The organism is Amycolatopsis sp. NPDC004747, from assembly GCF_053601335.1.
In genome coordinates, this window is sequence record NZ_JBSGBQ010000028.1 from 48,343 (window position 1) to 71,488 (window position 23,146).

A 23,146-nucleotide genomic window follows, 5' to 3' on the forward strand; every position below is an offset into this window, starting at 1 on the left:
GCTAGCAGGCGCCGTTGTCCACCCAGACGCCCCACTCGCCGGTGGTGCCGGGCTCTTCGCCCTGCGTCCACCACTTCGCCGTCCACTTGTGGCTGTTGTGCGAGACGACGTTGTCCTTGACGTAGACCTTAGTCCGGTCCCACTCCGCCGCGGTGCACGAGCCGCCGCCCGGCGTGGTCGGGGTCGTCGTCACCGGGGGCGTCGTCTGCGGCGGCGTCGCGCCGGCGAAGCGGACGCTGAACTTCGTGAAGTCCCAGTCGTTCTGCGGGACGTTGCTGCAGACGCCGTTGTCCGTGGTGCCGACGCAGGCGCGGTCGCGGTTGACCGACCAGAACGTGAAGCGGCCGAGGCCGTGGCTGGTCGCGTAGTCGTACACCGTCTGGAAGTCCGAGGTGTAGAACATCTCCGCCGCGTCCGACTTGCCGTTCATGCCGGAGAAGCCCTCGTGCGAGTACGCGGTCGCGCTGTCCCAGCCCATGTGCGACATCAGCAGGCCGTGCAGCGCTTCCAGGGCCGACACCTGCGACGAGCCGCCGTTGAACCCGCCGTCGAACGGCATGATCGAGAAGTTGTTCGGCGCGAAGCCGATCGACTTCGCCTGGTCGAGCAGCTGCGTGCCGAACCAGCCGGTGCCGGCCGCGGTGCCCGGCATGGTCACCGACACGAACAGGCCGGGGTTGTTGGCCTGCAACGTCTTCGCCGCGCCCAGCTCGTTCGCGATCGCGGCCGTGTTCTCGTATTCGGGTTCTTCGAGGTCGAAGTCGATCGCCTTGAGCGAGTACTTCGTGATGACCTGCTGGTACGCGGCGGCCGTCGCGGCCACCGTCCCGCAGGTCTGGCCGAGCTTGGTGCCGCCGTAGCCGCCGACGGACACCGAGACGTCGCCGCCCGCGCCGCGGATCCGTGAGATCACGTTCGCGACCGCGGTGTCGGAGGAGACCGCCGACGTGCCGTCCCAGGTCGGGCTGCACCCGCCGCCGTTCGGCGCGAGGATGAACGCGAGCTGGAACGCCTTGAGCCCGGTCGCGTTCATCACGGTGATCGGGTCCGGCGGGTTGTTGCTTTGGGGCATCAGGTACGGCGCCGCGGCGTACCAGTTGTTGCTCAACGCCGCGGTGGCCGACGGTGCGCCGAGCACGAGGCTGACGGCGGTGGCGGCGAAAGTGGCGGCGGCGAGCCCGGCGGCGGCCAGTCTGCTCCTGCGCATGAGCTGTCCTCCCGGTGGGGATCGAGGTGGACAGATCATTGGACTAGACCAATGCCGAAGTCAAGGCGCGAAAGTCGGTCAATCGGAAAGCGCGGGCGAAAAGCGCCGGAATATCCGAAATTCGTCCACGGCCCGAGCCGTGTCGACGCGGAAAGTCACGCCGCGGGCAGCGACACGACCACCACCAAGCCGCCGTCCGCGCGAGCGCTCGCGGTCACGTCGCCGCCGTGCGCGTGCGCCACCGACCGCACGATCGACAACCCGAGCCCGGTCCCTTCCGCCGCCACCCGGGCCCGGCGGTGGAACGGGTCGAACAGCGCCGGCACCTCGGCCGGCGGGATCACCGGCCCGCTGTTGGCCACCTCGAGCTGCACCCGCCCCGGCACCGACCGGGTCGTCACGCGCACCCAGCCGCCCGGCACGTTGTGGCGGATCGCGTTCTCCACCAGGTTGCCGGCCAGCCGCTCCAGCAGGACGGCGTCACCGCTCGTCACCGCTTCGGCCAAGAACCGCTCCGCTTCCGGCGGCGCCACCTGCGCGGCCAGCGCCGCCAGGTCCACCGGGCTTCGCGAGGTCGGCGCGCTCTCCGACTTCGCCAGCAGCAGCAAGCCGTTGATCAGCTTCTCGTTCCGGGCGTTGATCTGCAGCAGCTTCCCGCCGAGCTCCCGGACGTCGGTGCCGCGGCGCATCGCCACCTCGACCAGCGACCGGTTCAGCGTCAGGGGCGTGCGCAGCTCGTGCGACGCGTTCGCGACGAACCGGCGCTGGGCGTCGAACGACCGGTCGAGGCGCTCGACCATCACGTCGAACGCGTCGGCGAGGTTCTTCACCTCGTCGTCGGGCCCGCGCAGGGCGATCCGCGCCTGCCCGCCCGGGTCGGCCGCCGCGGCGATGCGCCGGGCCGTCTCGGTGACCTGCCGCAACGGCGCCAGGGCACGCCCCGCCACCAGCCACCCGAGACCGGCCGCCAGCACCGCGACCGCGCCGAGGGCGAGCGCGCCCTGCGTCAGCAGCGACGTCGTCGCCGCCGCGCGCAGCTGCCGGGCTTGCTCGTCGAGGGCGTCCAGGGACGGCAGCGGCGGCGCGCCCGGCGGCGGGTCGCCGGTGAGCACCGCGACCCGCTGCCCGATCTGCCGGGTGAACAGCAGGTACGTCACGCCGAGCAGCGCCACGCCGGCCAGCAGGAACAGGCCGCCGTAGAGGACGGTCAGCCGCAGCCGGAGGTTCACCGGAGCCGGTAGCCGACGCCGGTGACCGTCTCCACCAGCGGCGGGTCGCCGAGTTTCCGGCGCAGCTTCAGGACGGTGAGCCGGATCGCGCCGGTGAACGGGTCCGCGTGCTCGTCCCACACCTTCTCCAGCAGGTGTTCGGCGGACACGGCGGCGCCGTCCGCGCGCAGCAGCTCGGCGAGCACGGCGAACTCCTTTTTGGACAGTGACAGGGGACGCCCGTCGCGGAACGCCTCGTGCCGCGCGGGATCGAGCGTGACGCCGGAGCGGCGCAGCACCGGTGGGGCGGCCGGTCGGCAGCGCCGCCCCAGCGACTGGATGCGCGCGGCCAGCTCGGGGAACGCGAACGGTTTCGTCAGGTAGTCGTCGGCGCCGAGGGAGAGCCCGGCGACGCGGTCGGTGACCGCCACGGCCGCGGTGAGCATCAGCACGCGCGTCGCGGCCTCGGACGCGACGACCTGGCGGCAGACGTCGTCGCCGTGCACGACCGGCAGGTCCCGGTCGAGCACGACGACGTCGTAGTCGTGCACGGCGATCCGTTCGAGCGCCGCGTCGCCGTCGTGGGCGATGTCGACCGCGTGGGCGTCCTCGCGCAGCCACTCCGCGATCGCGTCCGCGAGCATCGGCTCGTCCTCCACCACCAGGACCCGCATGCCCCGATGATCGCGGCGCCCGTGTTTCCTCGCCGTTAGCGGCACCGGTAGAGCGTGTCCGCGCCCCCGCCGCCGTACGCCGCGGGGTCGACGGTCGTGCAGTGTGCCTCGATCCAGCGCTTACGTCCGGCCTGGGCCGGGCTGGGCGGCGGACCCGGCCGGGGCCCCGCGTTGCTCAGTACGAACCGCAGCTTGCCCTCGGCGAGCCAGCGGTCGAGCTGCGCCACCGACGGCGCATCATCCCGCCCGCCGAAGCCGCCCATGCCGATCACGGTCGCGTCCGAGTCGATCAGGTACGGCGCCACCGCGCCGGCCTCGGCGTTCACGGCCAGGGTGATCTCGGTGCCGCCGCGGCGGGCGTAGTCGAGGATGCGCCGCTGCTCGTCGGACAGCCTGGCGGTGCCGTCGCCACCGGACAGCATGATCCGGCGCCGGGGTCCACCGGGTGACAGCGGCGGGGGCGGCGCCCCCGGACCGGTGGCGGGTCCGGCGGCCGGCGGCGCCCCGGGACCGGTGGCGGGTCCGGCGGCGGGCAACGTCCCGGCCGAGGTGCTCTGCGCGGCGGCGTACGACCACACGGCGGGCGTGAGCAGCAGCGGCACCAGCCCGGCGACGAGTGCCCGGCGATCCGGTGCGACGAGCAGCCAGGCGACCGCCGCGACAGCCGTGCCGAGCACCGCCCAGCGCGTCCAGCCGTGGAACGTCGTGTCGCGAGACGTCAGGACGAACGCCCAAGCCGCGGTCAGCGCGATCGCCAGGGGTAGCAGGGTCCGCCGGTGGTGCCGCCACAGCAGCGCCAGCCCGGCGGCGGAGACCGCGGCGACGGCCGGCGCCAGCGCCGTCGTGTAGTACGGGTGCCAGATGCCGCCGGCGAAGCTGAAGACCACGGTCGTCACCAGCAGCCAGCCGCCCCAGAGCAGCCAGCCGGCCTCGCGCCACCGGCGGCCGAGCACGACCAGCACGAGCAGCGAAAGCGGCAGCAGCCAGGAGATCTGCCCGCCGACGACGTCGTTGAACATCCGGCCAGGACCGGGGTCGCCGCCGAAGGAGCTCACGGTCTGCTGCCCGTTGCGCATGATCATCATGCCGCCGCCTTCGCCGTTGCCGGAGAGGCGGCCGAAGCCGTTGTAGCCGAAGACGAGGTCCCACGCGGAACCGTCTTCGCTGCCGCCCATGTAGGGCTTCGCGCCGGGCCACCAGTCGTACAGGGCGATCCACCAGAACGAGGAGACGACGAGCACGAGCCCGGCGCCGAGGACGTCGAGCAGGCGCCGCTTGAGCGGCCCGCTCGTCCCGGCGAGGTACGCGGCGACCAGGGCGGGGACGATGATCCACGCCTGCAGCATCTTGGTCAGGAAACCGCAGCCGACGAAGAAGGCGCACCACCACAGCCACCTCCGCCCGTCCCGCAGCGCGCGGGTGAGCGCGTACGCGGCGGCGACGAGGAAGAGGACGAGCAGGGTGTCGGGGTTGTTGTCGCGGTTGATGATCACGGTGACGGGCGTCAGCGCGAGGATCACCGCGGCGAGCAGGGCGACGTTCTCGCCCGCCCAGAGGCGGACGGTGCGGTGGAGCAGGAACACCGCCGCGGCGCCTTCGAGGACCTGGGGCAGCAGCAACGCCCAGCCGTGGTAGCCGAAGACCAGCACGGAAAGCGCTTGCGGCCACAACGCGAACGGCGGTTTGTCGACCGTGACGACGCCGTAGGGGTCGAAGGAGCCGAAGAGGAAGTTGGTGAAGCTCCCGGTCATCGACCGGACGGCGGCGGCGTAGTAGGTGTTCCCGACCTGGCCGTCGCCGATCTTCCAGGCGTAGAGGACGGCGGCGCCGAGGCAGACGAGCGGAAGCGCCCAGGGGCGGGTACGCGGGGGAGCGGCGGTGATCATGACCGCCACCCAACTCCGGCCCGCATTTCCCGGGCGTTTCTACTCCGACTCGAGGTCGCCTTCCAGCGACAGGTACACCTCGCGCATCTTCTCCAGCAGCTCCGGATCCGGTTCCGCCCACAGCCCGCGGTCCGCCGCCTCGTTCAGGCGCTCCACGATCCCGCGCAGCGCCCACGGGTTCGCCTGCCGCAGGAACTCCTGGTTCACCTCGTCGAGCACGTACGACTCGGTCAGCTTCTCGTACATCCAGTCGCCGACCACGCCCGCGGTCGCGTCGAAGCCGAACAGGTAGTCCACCGTCGCCGCCAGCTCGAACGCGCCCTTGTAGCCGTGCCGCCGCATCGCCGCCAGCCACCGGGGGTTGACCACCCGGGCGCGGAACACCCGGGCCGTCTCCTCGCCCAGCGTGCGCGTGCGGACCGCGTCCGGGGAGGTGCTGTCGCCGACGTAGGACGCCGGAGCCGTGCCCGTCAGCGCCCGGACCGTCGCGATCATCCCGCCGTGGTACTGGAAGTAGTCGTCCGAGTCCGCGATGTCGTGCTCGCGCGTGTCGGTGTTCTTCGCCGCCACCACGATGCGCTGGTACGAACTCTCCATGTCCTCACGCGCCGGGCGGCCGTCCAGGTCGCGGCCGTACGCGAAGCCACCCCAGACCGCGTACACCTCCGCGAGGTCCTTGTCGTCGCGCCAGTTCCCGCTGTCCATCAGCGGCAACAGGCCGGCGCCGTACGCGCCCGGCTTCGAACCGAAGATCCGCGTGGTCGCGCGCCGGGCGTCGCCGTGGGAAGCCAAGTCGGAAGCCACGTGCGCCCGGACGAAGTTCTCCGAAGCAGGCTCGTCCAGCCCGGCCACCAGACGCACCGCGTCGTCCATGAGGGTGATCACGTGCGGGAACGCGTCGCGGAAGAACCCGCTGATCCGGATCGTGACGTCGATCCGGGGGCGGCCCAGCTCGGCCAGCGGGATCGCTTCGATGCCGGTGACGCGCCGGGAAGCTTCGTCCCACACCGGCTGGACGCCCAGCAGCGCCAGGACTTCCGCCGCGTCGTCGCCGGACGTCCGCATCGCCGACGTACCCCACACCGACAGCCCGACCGACCGCGGCCAGTCGCCGGTGTCCTCGCGGTAGCGCTTCAGCAGTGAGTCGGCGAGGGCCTGCCCGGTTTCCCAGGCCAGCCGGCTCGGGATGGCCTTCGGGTCGACCGTGTAGAAGTTCCGCCCGGTCGGCAGCACGTTGACCAGCCCGCGCAGCGGCGACCCGCTCGGCCCGGCCGGGATGTACCCGCCGTCCAGCGCGTGCAGCACCGAGTCCAGCTCGGCGGTCGTCCCCGCGAGCCGGGGCACGATTTCCTCGGCCGCGAAGGAAAGCACCTTCGCGACCTGCGCGTCCGGCGCCACCGAAGCGACGGCGGTCGGGTCCCAGCCGCGCATCTCCATCGTCCGCACGAGCTCGCGCGCCGTCTTCTCCACCGCGTCCACTTCGGACATCGGGGCGTCTTCCTTGAGCCCCAGCGCCGACCGCAGGCCCGGCACCGCGCCCTGCTTGCCACCCCACATCTGCGACGCGCGCAGCATCGCCAGCACCAGGTTGACGCGGGCCTCTCCGGTCGGCGCGGCACCCAGGACGTGCAGCCCGTCGCGGATCTGCGCGTCCTTGACCTCGCAGAGCCAGCCGTCGATGTGCAGCAGGAAGTCGTCGAACTCCGCGTCGTGCGGCCGTTCCTCGACACCGAGGTCGTGGTCCAGCTTCGCGGCCTGGATCAGCGTCCAGATCTGCTGGCGCACGGCCGGCAGCTTCGCCGGGTCCATCGCCGCGATGTTCGCGTGCTCGTCGAGCAGCTGCTCCAGCCGCGCCATGTCGCCGTAGGTCTCCGCGCGCGCCATCGGCGGGATCAGGTGGTCGACGATCGTCGCGTGCGCCCGCCGCTTGGCCTGCGCGCCCTCGCCCGGGTCGTTGATCAGGAACGGGTAGACCAGCGGCAGGTTCCCGAGCACGGCGTCCGGCGCGCACGACGCCGAGAGCCCCGCGGTCTTGCCCGGCAGCCACTCCAGCGACCCGTGCTTGCCCAGGTGGACGACGGCGTGCGCGCCGAACTCCTCCTCCAGCCACCGGTACGCGGCCAGGTAGTGGTGGCTCGGCGGCAGGTCCGGGTTGTGGTAGATCGCGACCGGGTTTTCGCCGAACCCGCGCGGCGGCTGGATCATGATGATCACGTTGCCGCTCTGCAGGGACGCCAGCACGATGTCGCCGTTGTCGACGTACAGCTCGCCGGGCGCCGGCCCCCAGTGCTCCTCGACGCCTTCGCGCAGCTCGGCGGGCAGCGCGTCGAACCACTCCTGGTACCGCGCGGCGGGGACGCGGATCGGGTTCCCGGCCAGCTGTTCCTCGGTCAGCCACTCCGGGTCCTGGCCGCCGGCGGCGATCAGCGCGTGGATCAGCGCGTCGCCGTCGGGCTGGTCGGTGCCGGTCGGGTCGACGCCCGGGAAGGCGTCCGGCCCCAGGTCGTAGCCCTGCGCGCGCATCCGTCGCAGCAGCTCGATCGCCGAAGCGGGCGTGTCCAGCCCGACCGCGTTGCCGACGCGAGAGTGCTTCGTCGGGTACGCGGACAGCATCAGCGCGATCCGGCGTTCCGACGGCGGGGTGTGCCGCAGCCGGGCGTGTGCCAGCGCGATGCGAGCGACGCGGGACGCGCGCTCCGCGTCCGGCACGTACCGGGGGAGGCCGTCTTCGTCCAGCTCCTTGAACGAGAACGGCACCGTGATCAGCCGCCCGTCGAACTCCGGCACGGCCATCTGGTTCCCGGCGTCGAGCGGCGAGAGGCCGTCATCGTTGGCCGCCCACGTCTCGCGGTCGCTGGTCAGGCACAGCGCCTGCAGGATCGGGACGTCGAGCGCGGCCATCTCGGCGACGTCCCAGGCCTCGTCGTCCCCGCCGGCGCCCACTTCGGACGGCCGCGTGCCGCCCGCCGCGAGCACCGTGACCAGCAGGGCGTCGACCTTCCCCAGCTCGGCCATCATGTCCGGCTCGCGGGTACGCAGCGAAGCACAGTAGATCGGCAACGCGCGTCCGCCCGCGGCTTCGATCTCGTCGGCGAGGGCGTGCACGAACGCCGTGTTCCCGGACAGGTGGTGCGCTCGATAGTAGAGGATCCCGATGACCGGGCCGTCGCTCTTCGCGGGCCGCTCGAGCACGCCCCACGCGGGCTGCGGAGCGGGCGGCTCGAAGCCGTCGCCGGTGAGCAGGAGGGTGTCGGAGAGGAACCGGTGCAGCTGGGTGAGGTTGGCCGGGCCGCCCTGCGCGAGGTAGGCGTGGGCCTCGGCGGCGATCCCGGCCGGGACGGTGGAGAGCTTCATCAGCTCGGCGTCCGGCGTCTGCTCCCCGCCCAGGACGACGACGTGCGCGCCCGACGCCCGCAGCGTGTCAAGGCCCTCCTGCCAGCTCCGCGGCGTGCCGAGGATCCGCGCGATCACGATGCGCACGCCGTCGAGCAGCCCCGGCAGCTCGGCGACGCCGAGCCGGGACGGGTTGCCGAGCCGGTACTCGCGGTCGCTGGACCGGGCGCTGAGCAGATCGGTGTCCGAAGTGGACAGAAGCAGGATCACGAGGTTCCTCCTCGGGGTCCGCGCCCCGGGTCGACGGGCGCGCCGGCCGGAGTTCCTGGCTGCCGGAGAACGCCGTCTCCGGTCACAGTGGCGGGACCGCCCCGGACTTCCACCGGGTTCCTCCACCTGCCGACGCGTGGGTAACGCACCCACTCTCCGGTGCCGGTCGAGGCGCGTCAAGGTGACGTTGCCCCGGGTAACCTGGCGGCTTGGAATCCCTGCTCCGGAGCTTCACCGCCGCCCAGTCCACCCGGCAGCCGTACCGACGGCCCACGTCAGCCGAGCTCGAGATCGCCGGAACCGGGTTCGCCGCTCTGCTCGACGGCCGTCCCCACCACCTGGCCGACCTGGGGTTTTCCGTGGACGAAGACCTCATCGTCCAGGAGCCCGGCACCGAGCGGGCGTGGGGGCTCTACGCGATCGACCGGTCCGCGCCGCCGTCGCTGGTCGTCGAGGTGCCGCACGCCTCGTCCGACCTGCGGACCGACCTGATCGGCCTGGCGCTCTTCCGGCAGGTGCCTGGCGCGGTGCTGGCCGTCGCCGGCGCGCACCGCCACCGGGAGGACCCGGCGCACGACCCGCGGACCGTCTTCCACGTTGTCACCACGCTGCTGGCCCGTCGCGGCCTGCCCCAGGTCCAGCTGCACGGCTTCAACGACCGCACCATGCCCGCGGCCGACGTCGTCCTCTCGGCCGGGGCCGCGGAGGCCGGCGACGCGGCCCGCCGGGCCGCGGACCGGCTGGAAGCCGCCGGGTTCCGCGTCTGCCGGGCCTGGGCCGAGCCTTGCCGCGGCCTGGCCGGGACGACGAACGTCCAGAGCCAGGCCGCCGCGGGGACACCCTTCCTGCACGTCGAGCTCAACCGGACCACCCGCGAGACCCGCCGCGACGCTGTCGTCGCCGCGCTCGCCGAGGCCGACCTGCGGAAACCCTAGGCGGACCGCTCGCCCAGCCGCGGGAACGGCTTGGTCGAGAACAGCACTTCGACGGAGACCTCGAAGAACTCCGCGATCCGCAGGGCCAGGTACAGCGAAGGGCTGTACTCGCCGCGTTCCAGGTAGCCGATCGTCTGGTAGTGCACCCCGAGGGCCTCGGCCAGCTGCCGCCGCGAGATCGACCGCTCCGCGCGCAGCATCGCGATCCGGTTGTAGACGACCTCACTCATCGCTACCCCACACGCTGCATGGCCTTCTGCCGTCGTTCGGCCAGCGACGAGCCCGCCTCGCGCCGCGCCATGCGGCGGAGCAGGACCGGGGCGACCGCGAAGCCGAGCACCGCCCACGCGAGGAGCACCGCCAGGGTCGGCAGCGGCCGCCACGACTGGCCGATCTCGACGACGACCGCGCCGTCGGGCAGCAGGGCCGAGCGCATCCCGAGCCCCAGCCAGTACATCGGGAACACCTGGCCGATGCCCTGGAGCCAGCCCGGCAGCGCCGTGATCGGGTAGAAGATCCCCGAGATCGCGCCCATGCCCATGACCGGCAGCGTGATCAGCCCGATGGACCGCGCGCTGTTGGTCAGCGACCCCAGCGCCGCGCCGATCGGCATCGTCGCGACCATGCCGAGCAGCAGCACGCCGAGCAGGTGCAGGTACGACCAGACGCCGTCCGGCGCGAGCACGGGGAACGCGAACAGGCACGGGACCAGCACCGCGGCGATGGAGGTGAACTGGGCGAGCGTCAGCGCCGTCGTCTTCCCGGCCAGGTAGCCGGTCATCCCGTTCGGTGTCGCTTTCGCCCGCAGCAGCGTGCCGTCCTCGCGGTCGACGGCCAGGTAGCCCGCCGCGGCGGTCAGGCCGTTGAACACGATGCCCGCGCCGAGTACGCCGGGCACGGTCGCCGCGCCGAGCGAGAACGACGTGCCGGGCAGGGTGGCGTTGCGCATGAAGAACAACGTACCGAGGAAGAGCAGGATGAAGACGACCTGGCCGATCACGTCGTCGGCGTTGGTCCACGTCTGCTTGAACTCGATCCAGCCGCGGGCCAGCCCGGCACGCAAGGCGACGGGGTTCATCGCGCACCCGCTTCCTGGAGCCCGAGCTCCGTCTCGCCGCCGGTCTCGGCGCGGTGGACCAGCGTCATGTAGGTGTCCTCCAGCGAAGCCCGCCGGACCTCGAGGTCCGCGACGGCCTCGCCGTACTGCTTGAACAGGTCGAACACGTACTTCGTCGCTTCGGTCGTCGAGTGCACGAACCGCTGCCCGCCGACGCTCCAGCGGACCTCGGCCTCGCCGGAGATCTGCCGGCTCAGCTCGTCGGCCGAACCGTCGGCGACGATCCGGCCGCCGTTGAGGATGAGGATCCGGTCGGCCAGCTTCTCGGCCTCGTCGAGGTCGTGCGTGGTGAGCAGGATGGTGGTGTCGAGCTCGTCGGACAGGCGGTGCACCAGGTCGTGGAACTCGCGCCGGGCCTCGGGGTCGAAGCCCGCGGTCGGCTCGTCGAGGAACAGCAGCTCTGGGCGGCCGACGATGCCGATGGCGACGTCGAGCCGCCGCCGCTGGCCGCCGGAGAGCTGCTTGAGCTTCTTGCCCGCGTGTTCGGTGAGCCCGACGGTCGCGACCAGCTCGTCGGTGTCCCACGGCCGCGGGCGCGACGCCGTCGAGTACGGCGCGTAGTACCGGCCGAGGTGGGCGAGCAGCTCGCGGACACGCCATTTCCCGTGGTCACGCCAGGACTGGAGCACGACCCCCAGCCGTGCCCGCCAGGCCTCGCCGCCGCGCGCCGGGTCGGTGTCCAGCACGCTCACTTCGCCGGCCGACCGCATGCGGAAGCCCTCGAGGATCTCGATCGTCGTCGTCTTGCCCGCGCCGTTCGGCCCGAGCAGGCAGACGACCTCCCCCCGGTACGCCTCGAAGTCGACGCCGTGGAGCACGTCGTTCGTCCCGTACCGCATCCGCAGCCCGCGCACGCGGACCACGGGATCGGCTGGATCTCTCATCGTGGTCACCCCCATCTGACTGATGCGATCAAATGTAGCACACCTACTACATTCGATCAGACTTCTACGGCTCCGGGAACTTGACCCGCGGTCACCCGGTTCGCCGGGCATGGGTACTTGGCTGGGGCTCGCCCTTCCGGGCGGCGTGGTGATCCTGCTGGTCATGGCCGCGATCGAGCTGCGGCCGCGCAAGGACGGCTCGCGCTTCAAGGCGCGGCTGTCCGCCACCTACATCGAGGAGGCCACCGCGTTCCTCTACGGGACCAAGCGGCGTGAGCTGGAACACCGGGAAACCATGTCGATGCTCGTCGAGCAGGACGCCGAAGGCGCGCCACCCTGGCGTGACGTGGACCTGGAGGCCGGGACGGCCCGGATCCGGCCGCGTCCGGAGCCGCGGGAGCCGGAAAACCGCCAGCTACAGTGACCTCATGCCGACCCCAGCACGTGTGCAAGCCGACGCGTGCCCCGGTGTTTTCGCACCCCACGACGCCGCCGACGGGCCGTTGGCCCGGGTCCGGCTGCCCGGCGGCACGATTTCCGCAGTGCAGCTGCACGCGCTGGCCGACGCGGCCGAAGCGTGCGGCGACGGCGACCTCCACCTCACCTCGCGCGGCAACGTCCAGCTGCGCGGCGTCACCCGGCCCGGCCTCGCGGCCCGGCTGACCGACGCCGGCCTGCTGCCGTCGCCCTCGCACGAGCGGGTCCGGAACGTCCTCGCGTCGCCGTTGAGCGGAGTGACCGGCGGCCTCGCCGACGTCCGTGGCTTGGCGGCCGAGCTGGATCGCGTGCTGTGTTCGACGCCGGAACTGGCGTCCCTGCCCGGGCGGTTCCTCTTCGCCTTCGACGACGGCCGCGGGGACGTCGCCGGCGAAGGCGCCGACGTCTGCTGGCGCGCAACCGGGCCTTCCGAGGGAACGCTGCTGCTCGCGGGCGGTGACACCGGACGGCGGGTGGCGCGCGCCGGCGCCGTGGCGGTGCTCGTCGAGGTCGCCCTGGAGTTCGGCCGCGTGCGCGGGTCCGCCTGGCGCGTCGCCGAGCTCGACGACCCCGCCTGGCGCGGCACGCCGGTGCCGCACGCCGAGGCCGAAGTCCCGGCCGGGCTGATCGAGCGGGACGGCGGCTTCGCGGCCGGCGTCGTGCCGCGCTTCGGGCAGCTGTCCGCGGCGCAGGCGCGGGCGCTGGCGGAGTTCGGGACGGCGGTGGTCACGCCGTGGAAGTCCGTGGTGCTGCCGGACGTGCCCGCCGACGTCTTCGAGCGGCTGGGCTTCGGCGGCGAGGCCCTGGGCACCACCGCGTGCATCGGCCGTCCGGGCTGCGCGAAGTCGCGCGCCGACGTCCGGGCCGACGCCGTCTTCCGGCCGGGCCTGCGCGCGCACTTCTCGGGCTGCGAACGGCGGTGCGGAAAGCCGTCGCAGTCCCATGTGGACGTTGTCGCCGAAGCGGGGGGCTACCGCATCGACGGCCGCTGGGTGCCGCTCGACGAGATGGAAGGGAAGCTGTGATCGACTACCTGCGGGACGGTGCCGAGATCTACCGGCACTCGTTCGCCACGATCCGCGAGGAGGCGGACCTGGCGATCCTGCCCGACGACGTGGCGGGCCTGGCGGTCCGGATGATCCACGCCTGCGGCATGGTCGATCTGGTCGACGACCTGCGCTACACGCTCGACGTCGTCGAGTCCGGCCGCGCGGCGCTGGAAGCCGGTGCGCCGATCCTGTGCGACGCGCAGATGATCGCCAGCGGCGTCACCCGCCGCCGCCTGCCGTCGGACAACGAGGTGCTCTGCACGCTGTCGGACCCCAGTGTTCCTTCGCTGGCCGAGCGCATGGGCACCACGCGCTCGGCGGCGGCGCTGGAACTGTGGCGCGACAAGCTGCCCGGTTCGGTCGTGGCGATCGGCAACGCGCCGACCGCGCTGTTCCGCCTGCTGGAGATCCTCGACGAAGGCGTCGGCGCACCCGCGGCGATCATCGGCGTCCCGGTCGGCTTCGTCGGCGCGGTCGAGTCCAAAGTGGAGCTGGCCAAGCGGGCACCCGCGCCCTACCTGGTGGTGCACGGCCGCCGGGGCGGCAGCGCGATGGCCGTCGCGGCGATCAACGCACTCGCGAGCGCCGAAGAATGACCGGCACGCTGTACGGCGTCGGGCTCGGCCCCGGCGACCCGGAACTGATGACGGTCAAAGCCGCGCGCCTGATCTCGGAAGCGTCGGTCATCGCCTACCACTGCGCGCGGCACGGCCGGAGCATCGCGCGGTCGGTCGCGGAGCCGTACCTGCGCGAGGGGCAGATCGAGGAGAAGCTCGTCTACCCGGTGACGACCGAGACGACCGACCACCCCGGCGGGTACGAAGGCGCGATCGCCGACTTCTACGAGCTGAGCGCGAAGCGGCTGGCCGAGCACCTGGACGCGGGCCGCGACGTCGTCCTGCTCTGCGAAGGCGACCCGTTCTTCTACGGTTCGTACATGTACATGCACGAACGGCTGGCCGGCCGCTTCGAGGCGGTGGTCGTCCCGGGCGTGACGTCGGTGAGCGCGGCGTCGTCGGTCGTCGGCCGCCCGCTGGTCCAGCGCGACGAGGTGCTGACGGTGCTTCCGGGCACCCTTCCGGCTCCGGAGCTGGCGCGGCGCCTGGCGGACACCGACGCGGCGGCGGTCCTGAAGCTGGGCCGGACGTTTTCGTCAGTGCGGGAGGCGTTCGCCGAGGCGGGCAAGCTGGACGACGCCGTCTTCGTCGAGCGTGCGACGTGGGGACAGCAGCGGATCGAGCCCCTGGCTTCGGTGGATCCTGCTTCGGTGCCGTACTTCTCGCTGGCGCTGCTGCCTTCGCCGGCTTATGCGTCACGCCAGTCTCCTGCTTCGCCGCCGCCTGCTCCTTCCTCCGCGGGCGAAGTCGTCGTCGTGGGGCTGGGCCCGGCCGGCCCGGAGTGGCTGACCCCCGAAGCGGCCGCGGAACTCGACGCCGCCGAACACGTCGTCGGGTACGGGCCGTATGTCGCGCGGGTGCCGCAGAAGGCGGGCCAGCAGCGGCACGCGTCGGGCAACCGGGTGGAGGCGGACCGGGCGCGCGAGGCGCTTTCCTTGGCTGCTTCCGGAGCTCGGGTCGCGGTGGTCTCCTCGGGCGACCCGGGGGTGTTCGCGATGGCGTCGGCGGTGCTGGAGCAGGTGTCGGCGGGCCACGGCGCCGGCGTGCGCGTCCGGATCGTCCCGGGCGTGACGGCAGCCCAGGCGGCGGCGTCCCGGGTGGGAGCGCCGCTGGGGCACGACTACTGCGTCTTGTCGCTCTCGGATCGCCTGAAGCCGTGGGAGATCATCGAAAAGCGCCTGGACGCGGCGGGCGCGGCGGACCTGGTGCTGGCGCTGTACAACCCGGCGTCGCGATCGCGGACGACCCAGCTCGCCGACGCCCGTTCGGTGCTGCTCCGCCACCGCGCCCCCGAAACCCCGGTGGTGGTGGCGCGGGACGTCGGCGGGCCGGAGGAGGACGTCCGGATCACCACGCTGGGCGACCTGGACCCGGCGACGGTGGACATGCGGTGCCTGCTGATCGTGGGCTCGTCCCGCACCCGATCCGAAAACGGCATCGTCTGGACGCCCCGGAGTTATTGATGGCGCGAAATGAACTCGGCGGCCGCGAGCACGAAGTCCCGCGCGGCCGCCGAGTTCTCGTACCGCCCGGTTTCGAGGACGGTCCGCAGCCACTCGGCTTTGTTGTCGCCTGAGACGTCAGGGTGGAAACGTTCCAGCTCGCCACAAGGGACGACGAAGATCCCCAGCTCCCGCAGACCCCTCCTTGACCTTGGCGATCTCGCCGCTGCCCAAAGTGGCCGCCTTGCTCCGGGCGAACTGCGCCTCGACGGGGGCCCTGGCGGCGGTGCGATCGACCTTGCGGCCCGATTCCCACCTCTTCGCCGGACTGCAGTTCCAGGCTCCGGAGCTTGAGCACCATGGCGTCATCCTGGCACGGTGCTCAAGCCGGATTCAGCGCGTGGGGTCCTTGCCGTTCGGCTGCCGCGGCCCCGGACCCGGCGACCACCAGCCCGGCACCGTCTTCTCGCCGTGCACGATCGTCGGCGCGATGCCCTCGGTGAACGGCTCGATCTGCAGCAGCTGGCCCCACGACTGGCTCGGCTGGCCGATCAGGTAGCTCGGCACCTCCGGCTCCTCGGCCAGCTCCTCCAGCCAGCCGATCGGGCCGCCGTTCGTCGAGGACGCCCACTGGGCCTCGTCCGCCAAGCCGCCCGCGGTGATGCGGTAGTCCGGGACCTGCGAGATGCCGTCGTGCGACGTCACCGGCTGGACGCACGGGTACACGAACGACGCCGGCCAGTCCACGTACACCGGCTTCGAGCCGATGCGGTCGGTCAGCGTCGTGAACGTCGGGACGCGCGGGGCCGAGGCGGCGATCCAGCCGTCCTCGGTCAGGTCGTTGTCGACGATGTTGATGCGGACCGCGTTCGTCTCCGGCGGCAGGTCGCGCAGGTTGATGCGCGTGTCGTTCCAGCCCCCCGTGCCGGAGCCCGGCGGGAGCATGAACTGGCTGCGCAGCACCTTCACGCCGTCCGGGGTGTCGACGCCGTAGTCGAGGCTGACCGACGTCGGGCGGCGGGCCGCGCCGGCCGTCGCCACCACGATCTGGCCGTCCGCGGGCTTCTCCGTCAGCGCGTACCAGTCGCTGCGCAGCCGGCCGGCGCGCGTCTCCGGGTCGAGGTAGCTCGACCACATCGGCACCTTGTCCGGGGTGAACCCGTGCGGCGGCTCGGCCAGTGGGTCCTTGTCGTCGACCGGGCGGGTGTGGAAGCCGGTCTGGACGCGGCCGTTGTCGGAGTCCGGGTTCGGCAGCGGCGAGTCGGTTTCCTTGGGCTTCACCGCGACGGTCCGCTGCTCGGCCTGGGGGTGCAGGATGCTCGTCGCCGCGTCGCGCTCGACCATCACGTGGTCGGAGAGGTTGCAGCTCTTGCCGAACAGGTGCCCGACGTTCGCCGCGCCCAGGCTGTAGCTGCCGGACTGGTTGTGGATCGCCCACGCCATCGTGACGAACTCGCCCGCCGCGACCAGGCCGCAGACCACCACCAGCGACAGCGACCCGAGCCGCAGCGCGCGCAGCCGGCCTTCCTGGGGCTGGTCCGGCAGGCCCGGCCGGTGGGCGCGGACGTTTTCGACGAACGCGTAGATCCCGGCGATGGCGGCCGCGGCGAGCAGGATCGTCGACAGCGGGAGGCCGCCGATCGACGGCGCCACGTTCGTCCACTGGACGCCGAGGCGGGAGACGAACCAGTACGTGTTCGGCCCGGTCGCGGCGAGCGCGGCGACCACCAGCAGCGCGGCGAGGAAGGCCGCGCGGTTGCGCTGGGACCGCAGCACCGTCGAGCTGGTCGCGAGCGCGGCCAGCGCCGCCATCGACGCGCCGACCGCGGCGAACGCGCCGAAGTGGTGCGTCCACTTCGTCGGCGTCAGGGCCAGGAGCAGGAAGAACAGCGCCGTGGTGCCGATCAGGCGGCGCGCCGGGCCCAGCGCGGCACCGGGGATCCGGCTGCGGCGCAGCAGCACCACCAGGCAGGTCGCGGTGCAGAGGACGACCAGCAGCACCGGGAACCGGCGCGGCGCCGAGCCGTCCGGCAGGTCGGCGAACAGCAGCTGGTAGCGCGCGAGCTCCTGGAACCACGACAGGTTCGGGCCCACCTGGGTGCGGATCCGGGTCGCCTCCTGGACGGTCGCGAACGTCTGGTCGGCGAACACCACGACCAGCACGAGCAGCCCGGCGGCGGCGACCGGCGCGAGCACCGGCAGCCAGCCGCTCTCGATGGCGCGCTGGCGCACCAGCTTGAACAGCGGCCGCGCGGCGACCAGGAACGGCGCCACCGCGATCAGCCCGGTCGGCGTCGCGGCCAGGGTGAACCCGGCCGCGGTCAGGCCCAGGCACAGCGGCAGCAGCCGCCGCGTGACCAGCGTGCGCTCGACCGCGCAGATCGCCAGCAGCGAGCCGAGCGCGGCCACCGGTTCCGGGCGGACGCCGTTGTTGTAGGGCATCCACCAGATCAGGAACACCGTCGCGGCGGCCCAGCTGGCCGGGCGGCTGGTGCGGATCTGGCTGCCGAGCCGCGGCATCACCTCGCGGCTGATCAGCAGCCAGCTGAGCACGCCGAGCAGGAACGACGGCAGCCGGATCCACGGCGGCACCGTGCTGACGTGCGTCATCAGCTCGAAGACGTGGTAGAACCAGCCGAACGGCGCCTCGGCGACGCCGAACCAGCGGTGGTAGTTCGTCAGGTAGCCGGTCGCCTCGGTGACCCGGGCCATCGTGAGGATGTAGCCGTCGTCCGAGGTCACCGGGCCGATGAAGACCCACGCGCCGAGCGCGGCGATCACCGTGGCGTCCCGCAGCGTCAGCCGCCACCAGCCGACCGGCGCCCAGCGCGGCGCGCGTCTCGCGAAGCCGGAATCGCGGCGCCAGACGGCGATCAGGCAGCCGATCAGCGACAGCACGGCGAGCACGCCGACGACGATCTTCAGCGCCGTCGGCGACGTCTGGTAGCGCGTGTCGGGCACGACCGAGACGCGCAGGCCGGCGATCGGGTCCTTGCTCGAGTTGATCGAGGAGTAGATGCCGACGACGCGGGGCCGGACGTCGCCGCCCGCGTGGAAGATCGGCGTCCCGGCCACGGCCAGGGTCATCTGCGTCGCGTCGACGTCCAGCTCGACGTCGCACTTCTCGGCCGGCAGCGGCTGCTGGGCGATCTGCTGGCCCTGGCTCGAGGCGAGCAGCACGCCGTTGTCGACGCGCAGCTGCAGGCCGACGCCGTTGCCCGCCTTCGGGTCGGTGCGCCCGTCCGGCACGGTGGCGAACAGCAGGCCGGGTCCGTTCGTGCGCGCGTCGACCGAGCGGATGGCCGCGCAGGGCAGCTCGGCGCGCAGGTCCTGGGCCCAGTACCCGGTCAAGGGCGCGTTGACGGAGCGGGTGTCGCTGCCGGTCGGCCAGACGACCTCCGCCGTGTCCTGCACCACCGGCAGGAAGGGGAAAGCCAGCGCGCACAAGGCCGAGAGCAGCCCCAGCGCTACGGCAATCAGACGCATCGGCGCAACGCTAACGGGTCAGAGGTCGGGCGCTGACGCAGCCCCCGGGTCACGCGGGGTGAACCTCCCGTGGTGTACCGCCGCGGCGAGGGCGCGGCGGCTGCGCCAGCCGTGGCGCTCCAGGTCGGGCACGGTCTCCAGCCTGCTGACCGGCCCCACGCAGAGCCACGCGACCGGCCGGACGCCGTCCGGGACGCCGAGCAGCTCGCTCAGGAACGGCTCGCGGTAGAAGCTGACCCAGCCGACGCCGAGGCCTTCCGCGGTCGCGGCGAGCCAGAGGTTCTGGATCGCCAGGCACACCGAGTACAGGCCGGCGTCGGCGATGGCGTGCCGGCCGAGCACGTCGGGCGCGCCGCGCGCCGGGTCGTAGGTGACGACGATGCCGAGGCTCGCCTCGAGGATGCCCTCGATCTTGATGTTCGCGAAGGTGCTCGCGCGGTCTCCGTCGAGCTGCCCGGCGAAGACCTCCCGCTCCTCGTGGACGTGCTTGGCGAACTTCTCGCGCGTCGCGTGGTCCTCGACCAGCACGAAGTCCCACGGCTGGGTGAGCCCGACGCTCGGCGCGGCGTGCGCGGCCTCGAGGATCCGCGTCAGCGTGGCTTCGGAGATGGGCGCGCCGGTGAACTCGCCGCGGACGTCCCGCCGCTTGCGCAGGACCTCGTAGAACTCTTCGATCATCGGTGCAGGACCCAATCGACGGCTTCGGGGACGGTTTCGGCGGTCTCGGTGCCCGGCCGGGACGGTCGCCGGACCACCAGGACGGGCTTCCCCAGTTCACGGGCCGCGGTCAGCTTCGCGCTGGTCTGTCCGCCGCCGGAGTCCTTGGTGACCAGGACGTCGACCCGCCGGAGCAGCTCGCGCTCGGCGGCCACCTCGTACGGCCCGCGGGCGAGGAGCAGCTCGTGGTGCCGTGGCAGGGGCGGTTCGGGCGGGTCGACGCAGCGGATCAGGAACCACAGGTCGTCGAGGTGCGCGAAGGCCGGGAGGCCCTGGCGGCCGCTGGTCAGGAACACGCGTCCGCCCAGGTGGGGGAGCTGCCGTGCGGCATCGGCGAGGTCGTCGGCCCAGTGCCAGACGTCCCCCGGCCCCGCCTGCCAGCCCGGCCGCGCGAGCCGGAGCAGGGGCGTTTCCGCCAGCGCGGCCGCCTTCGCGGCGTTCGCGCCGATGCGCTCGGCGAAGGGGTGAGTGGCGTCCACCACGGCTTCGATCCGGTTCTCGCGCAGGTACCGAGCGAGACCCTCCGGGCCGCCGAAGCCGCCGACGCGTACTTCGCCGACGGGGAGCCTCGGCCGTGCGACGCGCCCCGCCAGCGAAGAGACAACGCGGACATCGTGCGTGGTGAGCGCTTCGGCGAGCTGCCGGGCTTCGCCGGTCCCGCCGAGGATGAGGATCACGAGGAACGCCCGTAGCCGACGGCTTCGCGCCAACGGTCCAGCGTGCGCAGGTTGGCGAGCGTCTCCGCCCAGGTCAGCTCGGGCGCCTGCCGGTCTTCGACGTGCGTGGCGACGTGGTCGGCCTCGCGCGCGAAGACGCCCTGCGTGGCCTCGACCTCGATGACCTCCGGCTCGCCGCCGGCCGGCGTCAGGATGATCCGCGAGACGCCGGGCTTGCGCAGCGGGTGGATCCACGCGGGCTCCGGGATGTGGATCTGCCCGGCCGAGCCGAAGACGCGGATGCCGTCCTCGCGGGTGAGCCGGATCCCGCACGAGATCGTCGCGAGGATGTCCCCGGGCAGCCGCAGCAGGCCGGTCGCCCATTCGTCGACGCCGGTGGCGGACAGGTGCGCCATCCCGCTGACCTCGGACGGCTCGACGACGTCCTGCCCGGTCGCGGCCTGCGCGACCAGCCGCGCCAGCGACGTGCAGTAGCAGCCGACGTCCAGGATCCCGCCGCCGCCGAGCGCCGGGTCGCTCAGCCGGGCGGTCTCTTCCGGGTTGCTGTCGAAGGAGAAAGTCGTGTCGACCGCGCGGACCTCGCCGATGGCGCCGGACGAGATCAGCTCGGCCAGCCGTCGCGTCTGCGGGTGCAGCCGGTACATGAACGCCTCCATCAGGAAGACGTCGTTCGCCCGGGCCGCGGCGATCACCTCCTCGGCCTCGGCGGCGGTGATCGTCAGCGGCTTCTCGCACAGCACGTGCTTCCCGGCTTCGGCGGCGGCGATGGCCCACTGCTTGTGCAACGCGTGCGGCGTCGAGACGTACACGGCGTCGATGTCCGGGTCGGCGAGGAGCTCTTCGTAGCTGCCGTACGCCTTCGGGATGTCGAAGCGCGTGGCGAAGTCCCGCGCGCGGTCGGCGTCCCGCGCCGCGACGGCCCCGAGGACGCCGTGTTTGCTTTCGTCGACGCCCGCGGCGAAGTGGGCGGCGATCGTCCCGGCGGCCAGCAGGCCCCAGCGCAGTTCCGTCACAACGACTCCGGTTGGTTCGCCCGGTCACGGGCACTCGAGTAGAGGAAGCTGTCGGGGAAGTTCGTGGCGGCGAGCACCCGCCCGACGAAGATGGTGGCCGCGCGCGTCATCCCGGCCTCGCGGACCAGCGCCGGGAGTTCCCCGAGCACCCCGCGCACGACGGTTTCCCCGGCCTGGCTCGCCAGCGCGACTACGGCGACGGGGCAATCCTCGCCGTAGTGGGGTTTCAGCTCCTCGCGCACCCGCTCGACGTGGTTGATGGCGAGGTGCAGCGCAAGAGTGGCCCCGGTCGCGGCAAAGGCGGCGAGGGCCTCCCCGGGCGGCATCTTGGTGGAGCGCGCCTGAACCCGGGTGATCACCAGGCTCTGCCCGATTTCGGGCACGGTGAGCTCCCGCTTCAGCACGGCGGCCGAAGCGGCGAAGGCGGGCACGCCGGGCACGACCTCGTAGGGAACACCGGCCGCGTCGAGCCGCCGCACCTGCTCGGCGACCGCGCTGTAGAGCGACGGGTCGCCCGAGCACAGCCGCGCGACCTCCTGCCCGGCGCGGTGGGCGTCGACCAGCTTCGCGACGATCTGCTCGAGGCTGAGGTTCGCCGTGTCGACGAGCTCGGCCCCGGACGGGCAGTACGCGAGCAGGTCCGGAGGCGTCATGCTGCCGGGGTAGAGGCAGACACCGCAGCGGGCCAGCAGGTCCCGGCCCCGCACGGTGATGAGGTCGGCGGCCCCGGGCCCGGCGCCGATGAAGTGCACGGTCACCGGCTGCTCCCGGGAGCAAGCCCGCTGCCGGGCACCTCGGTCGCGGTGCGCCCGCTGCCAGGCACTTCGGCCGCGGTGAGGCCGTAGCCGGGCACTTCGGCCGCGGTGAGCCCGCTGCCAGGCACTTCGGGCACGGTGAGCCCGCCGCCGTGCCGCGGCGGTCCCGCGAGGCCCGAGTACGCAGGCCCGGTCACCGGCTGCTCCACTGCGTCACGACCCGGGCCGGCGTCCAGCCCGTGAAGCCGCCCAGCGGCGCCGCCCTCTCCACTCCGATCCGCAGCAGCTCCCCTCCGTGCTCTTCGTACGCTCGCGCCAGGACCTGCTCGGCCTCCAGCGTCACCCCGTGCGCCACCACTCGTGCGCCCGTGGCCACGCACGCGTCCAGTACGCCCGGCGCCGTCACGCCGCCTCCGATGAAGACCGCGTCCGGTGCGGGCAGCGCGCTCAGCGCTTCCGGTGCTTCCCCCGCCACCACCTCCAGTTCCGGTACTCCCAGGTCCAACGCGTTCCGGCCGATCCGCTCGGCCCGCTCCGGAGAGCGTTCGATCGCGACCGCGCGGTTGAGCCCGTGCAGCCGTGACCATTCGATGCCGACGCTGCCCGCACCCGCACCGACGTCCCACAACAGCTCGCCGGGACTCGGCGCGAGGCGGGCCAGCGCCGACACTCGGAGGTCTCGCTTGGTCAGCTGCCCGTCGTGGGCGTACACGTCGTCCGGGATGCCGATCAGCGGCAACGCCGGACCCGCGCACTCCAGCGCGAACACCGTCAGCGGTCCGGGATCGCCGTCCCAGCCGTCGGAGATGCGCTCGTCCGGCCCGCCCAGGTTCTCCAACGCGATCAGTTCGCTCTCGCCATAACCCCGCACGGTGAGCAGGGAGCGCAAAGCGGGCGCGTCGGCGCCCAGGACGAGCACTCGCCGGCGCGGCGCCAGAACCCGGGCGACGCGGGCCGACGACCGGCCGACGATGGTGACCACCTCGGTCTCCTCGGCGGACCAGCCCAGCCGTGCCCGGGCCAGTGTCACCGAGGAGAGCGCGGGCAGCGCCTCGACCTCGTATCCATGGGCCACCAGTGTGGCACCCACCCCCGACAAAAACGGATCTCCGCTGGCCAGGACGCAGATCCGGGCGCCTTCGTGCTCGGCGATGACCGCGTCCAGTCCGGGCAGCAACGGCGTCGGCCACGCCTGCGCCGGGACCTCCTCGGGCAGGTACGCCAGCTGCCGGGGCGCACCCAGCACGACGTCGGCGGCGAGCACCGCGGCCCGCGCCGGTTCCGACAGCCCTGACCAGCCGTCCGCCCCGATCCCGACCACGGTGAGGCGGTCCGCTCCGGCAGCCGGTGGACGTGATTCTTCGCGCACGATTTCCCACCCTAAGCGAGGCAGGCGCTG

The 23,146-nt window shown here is 72.6% G+C and carries 20 protein-coding genes and 1 riboswitch; of the genes, 5 read left to right on the forward strand and 15 right to left on the reverse strand.

Features of this window, described 5'->3' with window-relative positions:
- Nucleotide 1: 1 nt before the first annotated feature.
- From ACWEGE_RS35010 to cobN, 5 genes are all read right to left on the reverse strand, one after another.
- Entirely contained in the window at nucleotides 2-1,207 is a 1,206-nt protein-coding gene (locus ACWEGE_RS35010; RefSeq protein WP_449664758.1) for a chitinase, read from the reverse strand.
- A 155-nt stretch (nucleotides 1,208-1,362) separates the two neighbouring features.
- The gene (locus tag ACWEGE_RS35015; RefSeq protein ID WP_449664759.1) at nucleotides 1,363-2,436 is read right to left on the reverse strand and encodes a sensor histidine kinase; all 1,074 of its coding nucleotides are present in this window, start codon (nucleotides 2,434-2,436) and stop codon (nucleotides 1,363-1,365) included.
- Nucleotides 2,433-3,089, reverse strand: a complete 657-nt coding sequence (locus ACWEGE_RS35020) for a response regulator transcription factor (RefSeq protein WP_449664760.1) — start codon at nucleotides 3,087-3,089, stop codon at nucleotides 2,433-2,435. The genes ACWEGE_RS35015 and ACWEGE_RS35020 overlap by 4 nt, the downstream gene beginning before the upstream one ends.
- 35 nt (nucleotides 3,090-3,124) lie before the next feature.
- The gene (locus tag ACWEGE_RS35025; protein ID WP_449664761.1) at nucleotides 3,125-4,975 is read right to left on the reverse strand and encodes an ArnT family glycosyltransferase; all 1,851 of its coding nucleotides are present in this window, start codon (nucleotides 4,973-4,975) and stop codon (nucleotides 3,125-3,127) included.
- A 39-nt stretch (nucleotides 4,976-5,014) separates the two neighbouring features.
- Entirely contained in the window at nucleotides 5,015-8,578 is a 3,564-nt protein-coding gene (gene cobN / locus ACWEGE_RS35030) for a cobaltochelatase subunit CobN (protein ID WP_449664762.1), read from the reverse strand.
- Between the two features lie 49 nt (nucleotides 8,579-8,627).
- Nucleotides 8,628-8,701: riboswitch (cobalamin riboswitch) on the reverse strand.
- Between the two features lie 86 nt (nucleotides 8,702-8,787).
- Here cobN and ACWEGE_RS35035 point away from each other — a divergent pair.
- The gene (locus ACWEGE_RS35035; RefSeq protein ID WP_449664763.1) at nucleotides 8,788-9,513 is read left to right on the forward strand and encodes a hypothetical protein; all 726 of its coding nucleotides are present in this window, start codon (nucleotides 8,788-8,790) and stop codon (nucleotides 9,511-9,513) included.
- Here the strand turns inward: ACWEGE_RS35035 and ACWEGE_RS35040 are convergent.
- From ACWEGE_RS35040 to ACWEGE_RS35050, 3 genes are read right to left on the reverse strand one after another with little or no spacing between them, the layout of a single operon-like run.
- Complete coding sequence (locus ACWEGE_RS35040) at nucleotides 9,510-9,743, reverse strand: helix-turn-helix transcriptional regulator (protein ID WP_043784651.1); 234 nt, start codon at nucleotides 9,741-9,743, stop codon at nucleotides 9,510-9,512. The genes ACWEGE_RS35035 and ACWEGE_RS35040 overlap by 4 nt on opposite strands.
- A 2-nt stretch (nucleotides 9,744-9,745) precedes the next feature.
- Nucleotides 9,746-10,591 carry an ABC transporter permease gene (locus ACWEGE_RS35045; RefSeq protein ID WP_449664764.1) on the reverse strand — a complete coding sequence of 282 codons (846 nt, stop codon included), beginning with the start codon at nucleotides 10,589-10,591 and terminating at the stop codon, nucleotides 9,746-9,748.
- On the reverse strand, nucleotides 10,588-11,514 hold the full coding sequence (locus ACWEGE_RS35050) for an ABC transporter ATP-binding protein (RefSeq protein WP_449664765.1): 927 nt from the start codon (nucleotides 11,512-11,514) through the stop codon (nucleotides 10,588-10,590). The genes ACWEGE_RS35045 and ACWEGE_RS35050 overlap by 4 nt, the downstream gene beginning before the upstream one ends.
- A 109-nt stretch (nucleotides 11,515-11,623) precedes the next feature.
- Between ACWEGE_RS35050 and ACWEGE_RS35055 the strand changes: the two genes are divergently transcribed.
- From ACWEGE_RS35055 to ACWEGE_RS35070, 4 genes are read left to right on the forward strand one after another with little or no spacing between them, the layout of a single operon-like run.
- Nucleotides 11,624-11,938, forward strand: coding sequence for a DUF6191 domain-containing protein (locus ACWEGE_RS35055; RefSeq protein WP_449664766.1), 315 nt, complete (start codon nucleotides 11,624-11,626; stop codon nucleotides 11,936-11,938).
- A gap of 4 nt (nucleotides 11,939-11,942) precedes the next feature.
- Complete coding sequence (locus tag ACWEGE_RS35060; protein WP_449664767.1) at nucleotides 11,943-13,016, forward strand: precorrin-3B synthase; 1,074 nt, start codon at nucleotides 11,943-11,945, stop codon at nucleotides 13,014-13,016.
- Nucleotides 13,013-13,636 carry a precorrin-8X methylmutase gene (locus tag ACWEGE_RS35065; RefSeq protein ID WP_449664768.1) on the forward strand — a complete coding sequence of 208 codons (624 nt, stop codon included), beginning with the start codon at nucleotides 13,013-13,015 and terminating at the stop codon, nucleotides 13,634-13,636. Before ACWEGE_RS35060 ends, ACWEGE_RS35065 begins: the two co-directional genes overlap by 4 nt.
- Nucleotides 13,633-15,120 carry a precorrin-2 C(20)-methyltransferase gene (locus tag ACWEGE_RS35070; protein ID WP_449664769.1) on the forward strand — a complete coding sequence of 496 codons (1,488 nt, stop codon included), beginning with the start codon at nucleotides 13,633-13,635 and terminating at the stop codon, nucleotides 15,118-15,120. The genes ACWEGE_RS35065 and ACWEGE_RS35070 overlap by 4 nt, the downstream gene beginning before the upstream one ends.
- A gap of 372 nt (nucleotides 15,121-15,492) precedes the next feature.
- Here ACWEGE_RS35070 and ACWEGE_RS35075 read toward each other — a convergent pair whose 3' ends face one another.
- The 7 genes from ACWEGE_RS35075 to cbiE are packed head-to-tail and all read right to left on the reverse strand — an operon-like array spanning nucleotide 15,493 to nucleotide 23,116.
- Nucleotides 15,493-18,585, reverse strand: a complete 3,093-nt coding sequence (locus tag ACWEGE_RS35075; RefSeq protein ID WP_449664770.1) for an arabinosyltransferase domain-containing protein — start codon at nucleotides 18,583-18,585, stop codon at nucleotides 15,493-15,495.
- Nucleotides 18,586-18,603: 18 nt separating this feature from the next.
- A complete protein-coding gene (bluB, locus tag ACWEGE_RS35080) occupies nucleotides 18,604-19,263 on the reverse strand; it encodes a 5,6-dimethylbenzimidazole synthase (RefSeq protein WP_449664771.1) in 660 nt (219 codons plus the stop codon).
- The gene (locus ACWEGE_RS35085; protein WP_449664816.1) at nucleotides 19,260-19,979 is read right to left on the reverse strand and encodes a cobalt-precorrin-6A reductase; all 720 of its coding nucleotides are present in this window, start codon (nucleotides 19,977-19,979) and stop codon (nucleotides 19,260-19,262) included. The genes bluB and ACWEGE_RS35085 overlap by 4 nt, the downstream gene beginning before the upstream one ends.
- Nucleotides 19,976-20,992 carry a Gfo/Idh/MocA family protein gene (locus ACWEGE_RS35090; protein ID WP_449664772.1) on the reverse strand — a complete coding sequence of 339 codons (1,017 nt, stop codon included), beginning with the start codon at nucleotides 20,990-20,992 and terminating at the stop codon, nucleotides 19,976-19,978. Before ACWEGE_RS35090 ends, ACWEGE_RS35085 begins: the two co-directional genes overlap by 4 nt.
- Complete coding sequence (gene cobM / locus ACWEGE_RS35095; protein WP_449664773.1) at nucleotides 20,989-21,750, reverse strand: precorrin-4 C(11)-methyltransferase; 762 nt, start codon at nucleotides 21,748-21,750, stop codon at nucleotides 20,989-20,991. The genes ACWEGE_RS35090 and cobM overlap by 4 nt, the downstream gene beginning before the upstream one ends.
- On the reverse strand, nucleotides 21,747-21,944 hold the full coding sequence (locus ACWEGE_RS35100) for a hypothetical protein (protein WP_449664774.1): 198 nt from the start codon (nucleotides 21,942-21,944) through the stop codon (nucleotides 21,747-21,749). Before ACWEGE_RS35100 ends, cobM begins: the two co-directional genes overlap by 4 nt.
- Nucleotides 21,941-23,116 (reverse strand): precorrin-6y C5,15-methyltransferase (decarboxylating) subunit CbiE, encoded by a 1,176-nt coding sequence (gene cbiE / locus ACWEGE_RS35105; protein ID WP_449664775.1) that lies wholly within the window; start codon nucleotides 23,114-23,116, stop codon nucleotides 21,941-21,943. The genes ACWEGE_RS35100 and cbiE overlap by 4 nt, the downstream gene beginning before the upstream one ends.
- Nucleotides 23,117-23,146 lie beyond the last annotated feature (30 nt).

What these genes read in the sequence shown, in the direction of transcription:
- bluB (WP_449664771.1), bottom strand. Translation starts at nt 19,263, where the DNA reads ATGATCGAAGAGTTCTACGAGGTCCTGCGCAAGCGGCGGGACGTCCGC.
- ACWEGE_RS35045 (WP_449664764.1), bottom strand. Translation starts at nt 10,591, where the DNA reads ATGAACCCCGTCGCCTTGCGTGCCGGGCTGGCCCGCGGCTGGATCGAG.
- ACWEGE_RS35010 (WP_449664758.1), bottom strand. Translation starts at nt 1,207, where the DNA reads ATGCGCAGGAGCAGACTGGCCGCCGCCGGGCTCGCCGCCGCCACTTTC.
- ACWEGE_RS35020 (WP_449664760.1), bottom strand. Translation starts at nt 3,089, where the DNA reads ATGCGGGTCCTGGTGGTGGAGGACGAGCCGATGCTCGCGGACGCGATC.
- ACWEGE_RS35040 (WP_043784651.1), bottom strand. Translation starts at nt 9,743, where the DNA reads ATGAGTGAGGTCGTCTACAACCGGATCGCGATGCTGCGCGCGGAGCGG.
- ACWEGE_RS35055 (WP_449664766.1), top strand. Translation starts at nt 11,624, where the DNA reads ATGGGTACTTGGCTGGGGCTCGCCCTTCCGGGCGGCGTGGTGATCCTG.
- ACWEGE_RS35070 (WP_449664769.1), top strand. Translation starts at nt 13,633, where the DNA reads ATGACCGGCACGCTGTACGGCGTCGGGCTCGGCCCCGGCGACCCGGAA.
- ACWEGE_RS35050 (WP_449664765.1), bottom strand. Translation starts at nt 11,514, where the DNA reads ATGAGAGATCCAGCCGATCCCGTGGTCCGCGTGCGCGGGCTGCGGATG.
- ACWEGE_RS35075 (WP_449664770.1), bottom strand. Translation starts at nt 18,585, where the DNA reads ATGCGTCTGATTGCCGTAGCGCTGGGGCTGCTCTCGGCCTTGTGCGCG.
- ACWEGE_RS35025 (WP_449664761.1), bottom strand. Translation starts at nt 4,975, where the DNA reads ATGATCACCGCCGCTCCCCCGCGTACCCGCCCCTGGGCGCTTCCGCTC.
- ACWEGE_RS35060 (WP_449664767.1), top strand. Translation starts at nt 11,943, where the DNA reads ATGCCGACCCCAGCACGTGTGCAAGCCGACGCGTGCCCCGGTGTTTTC.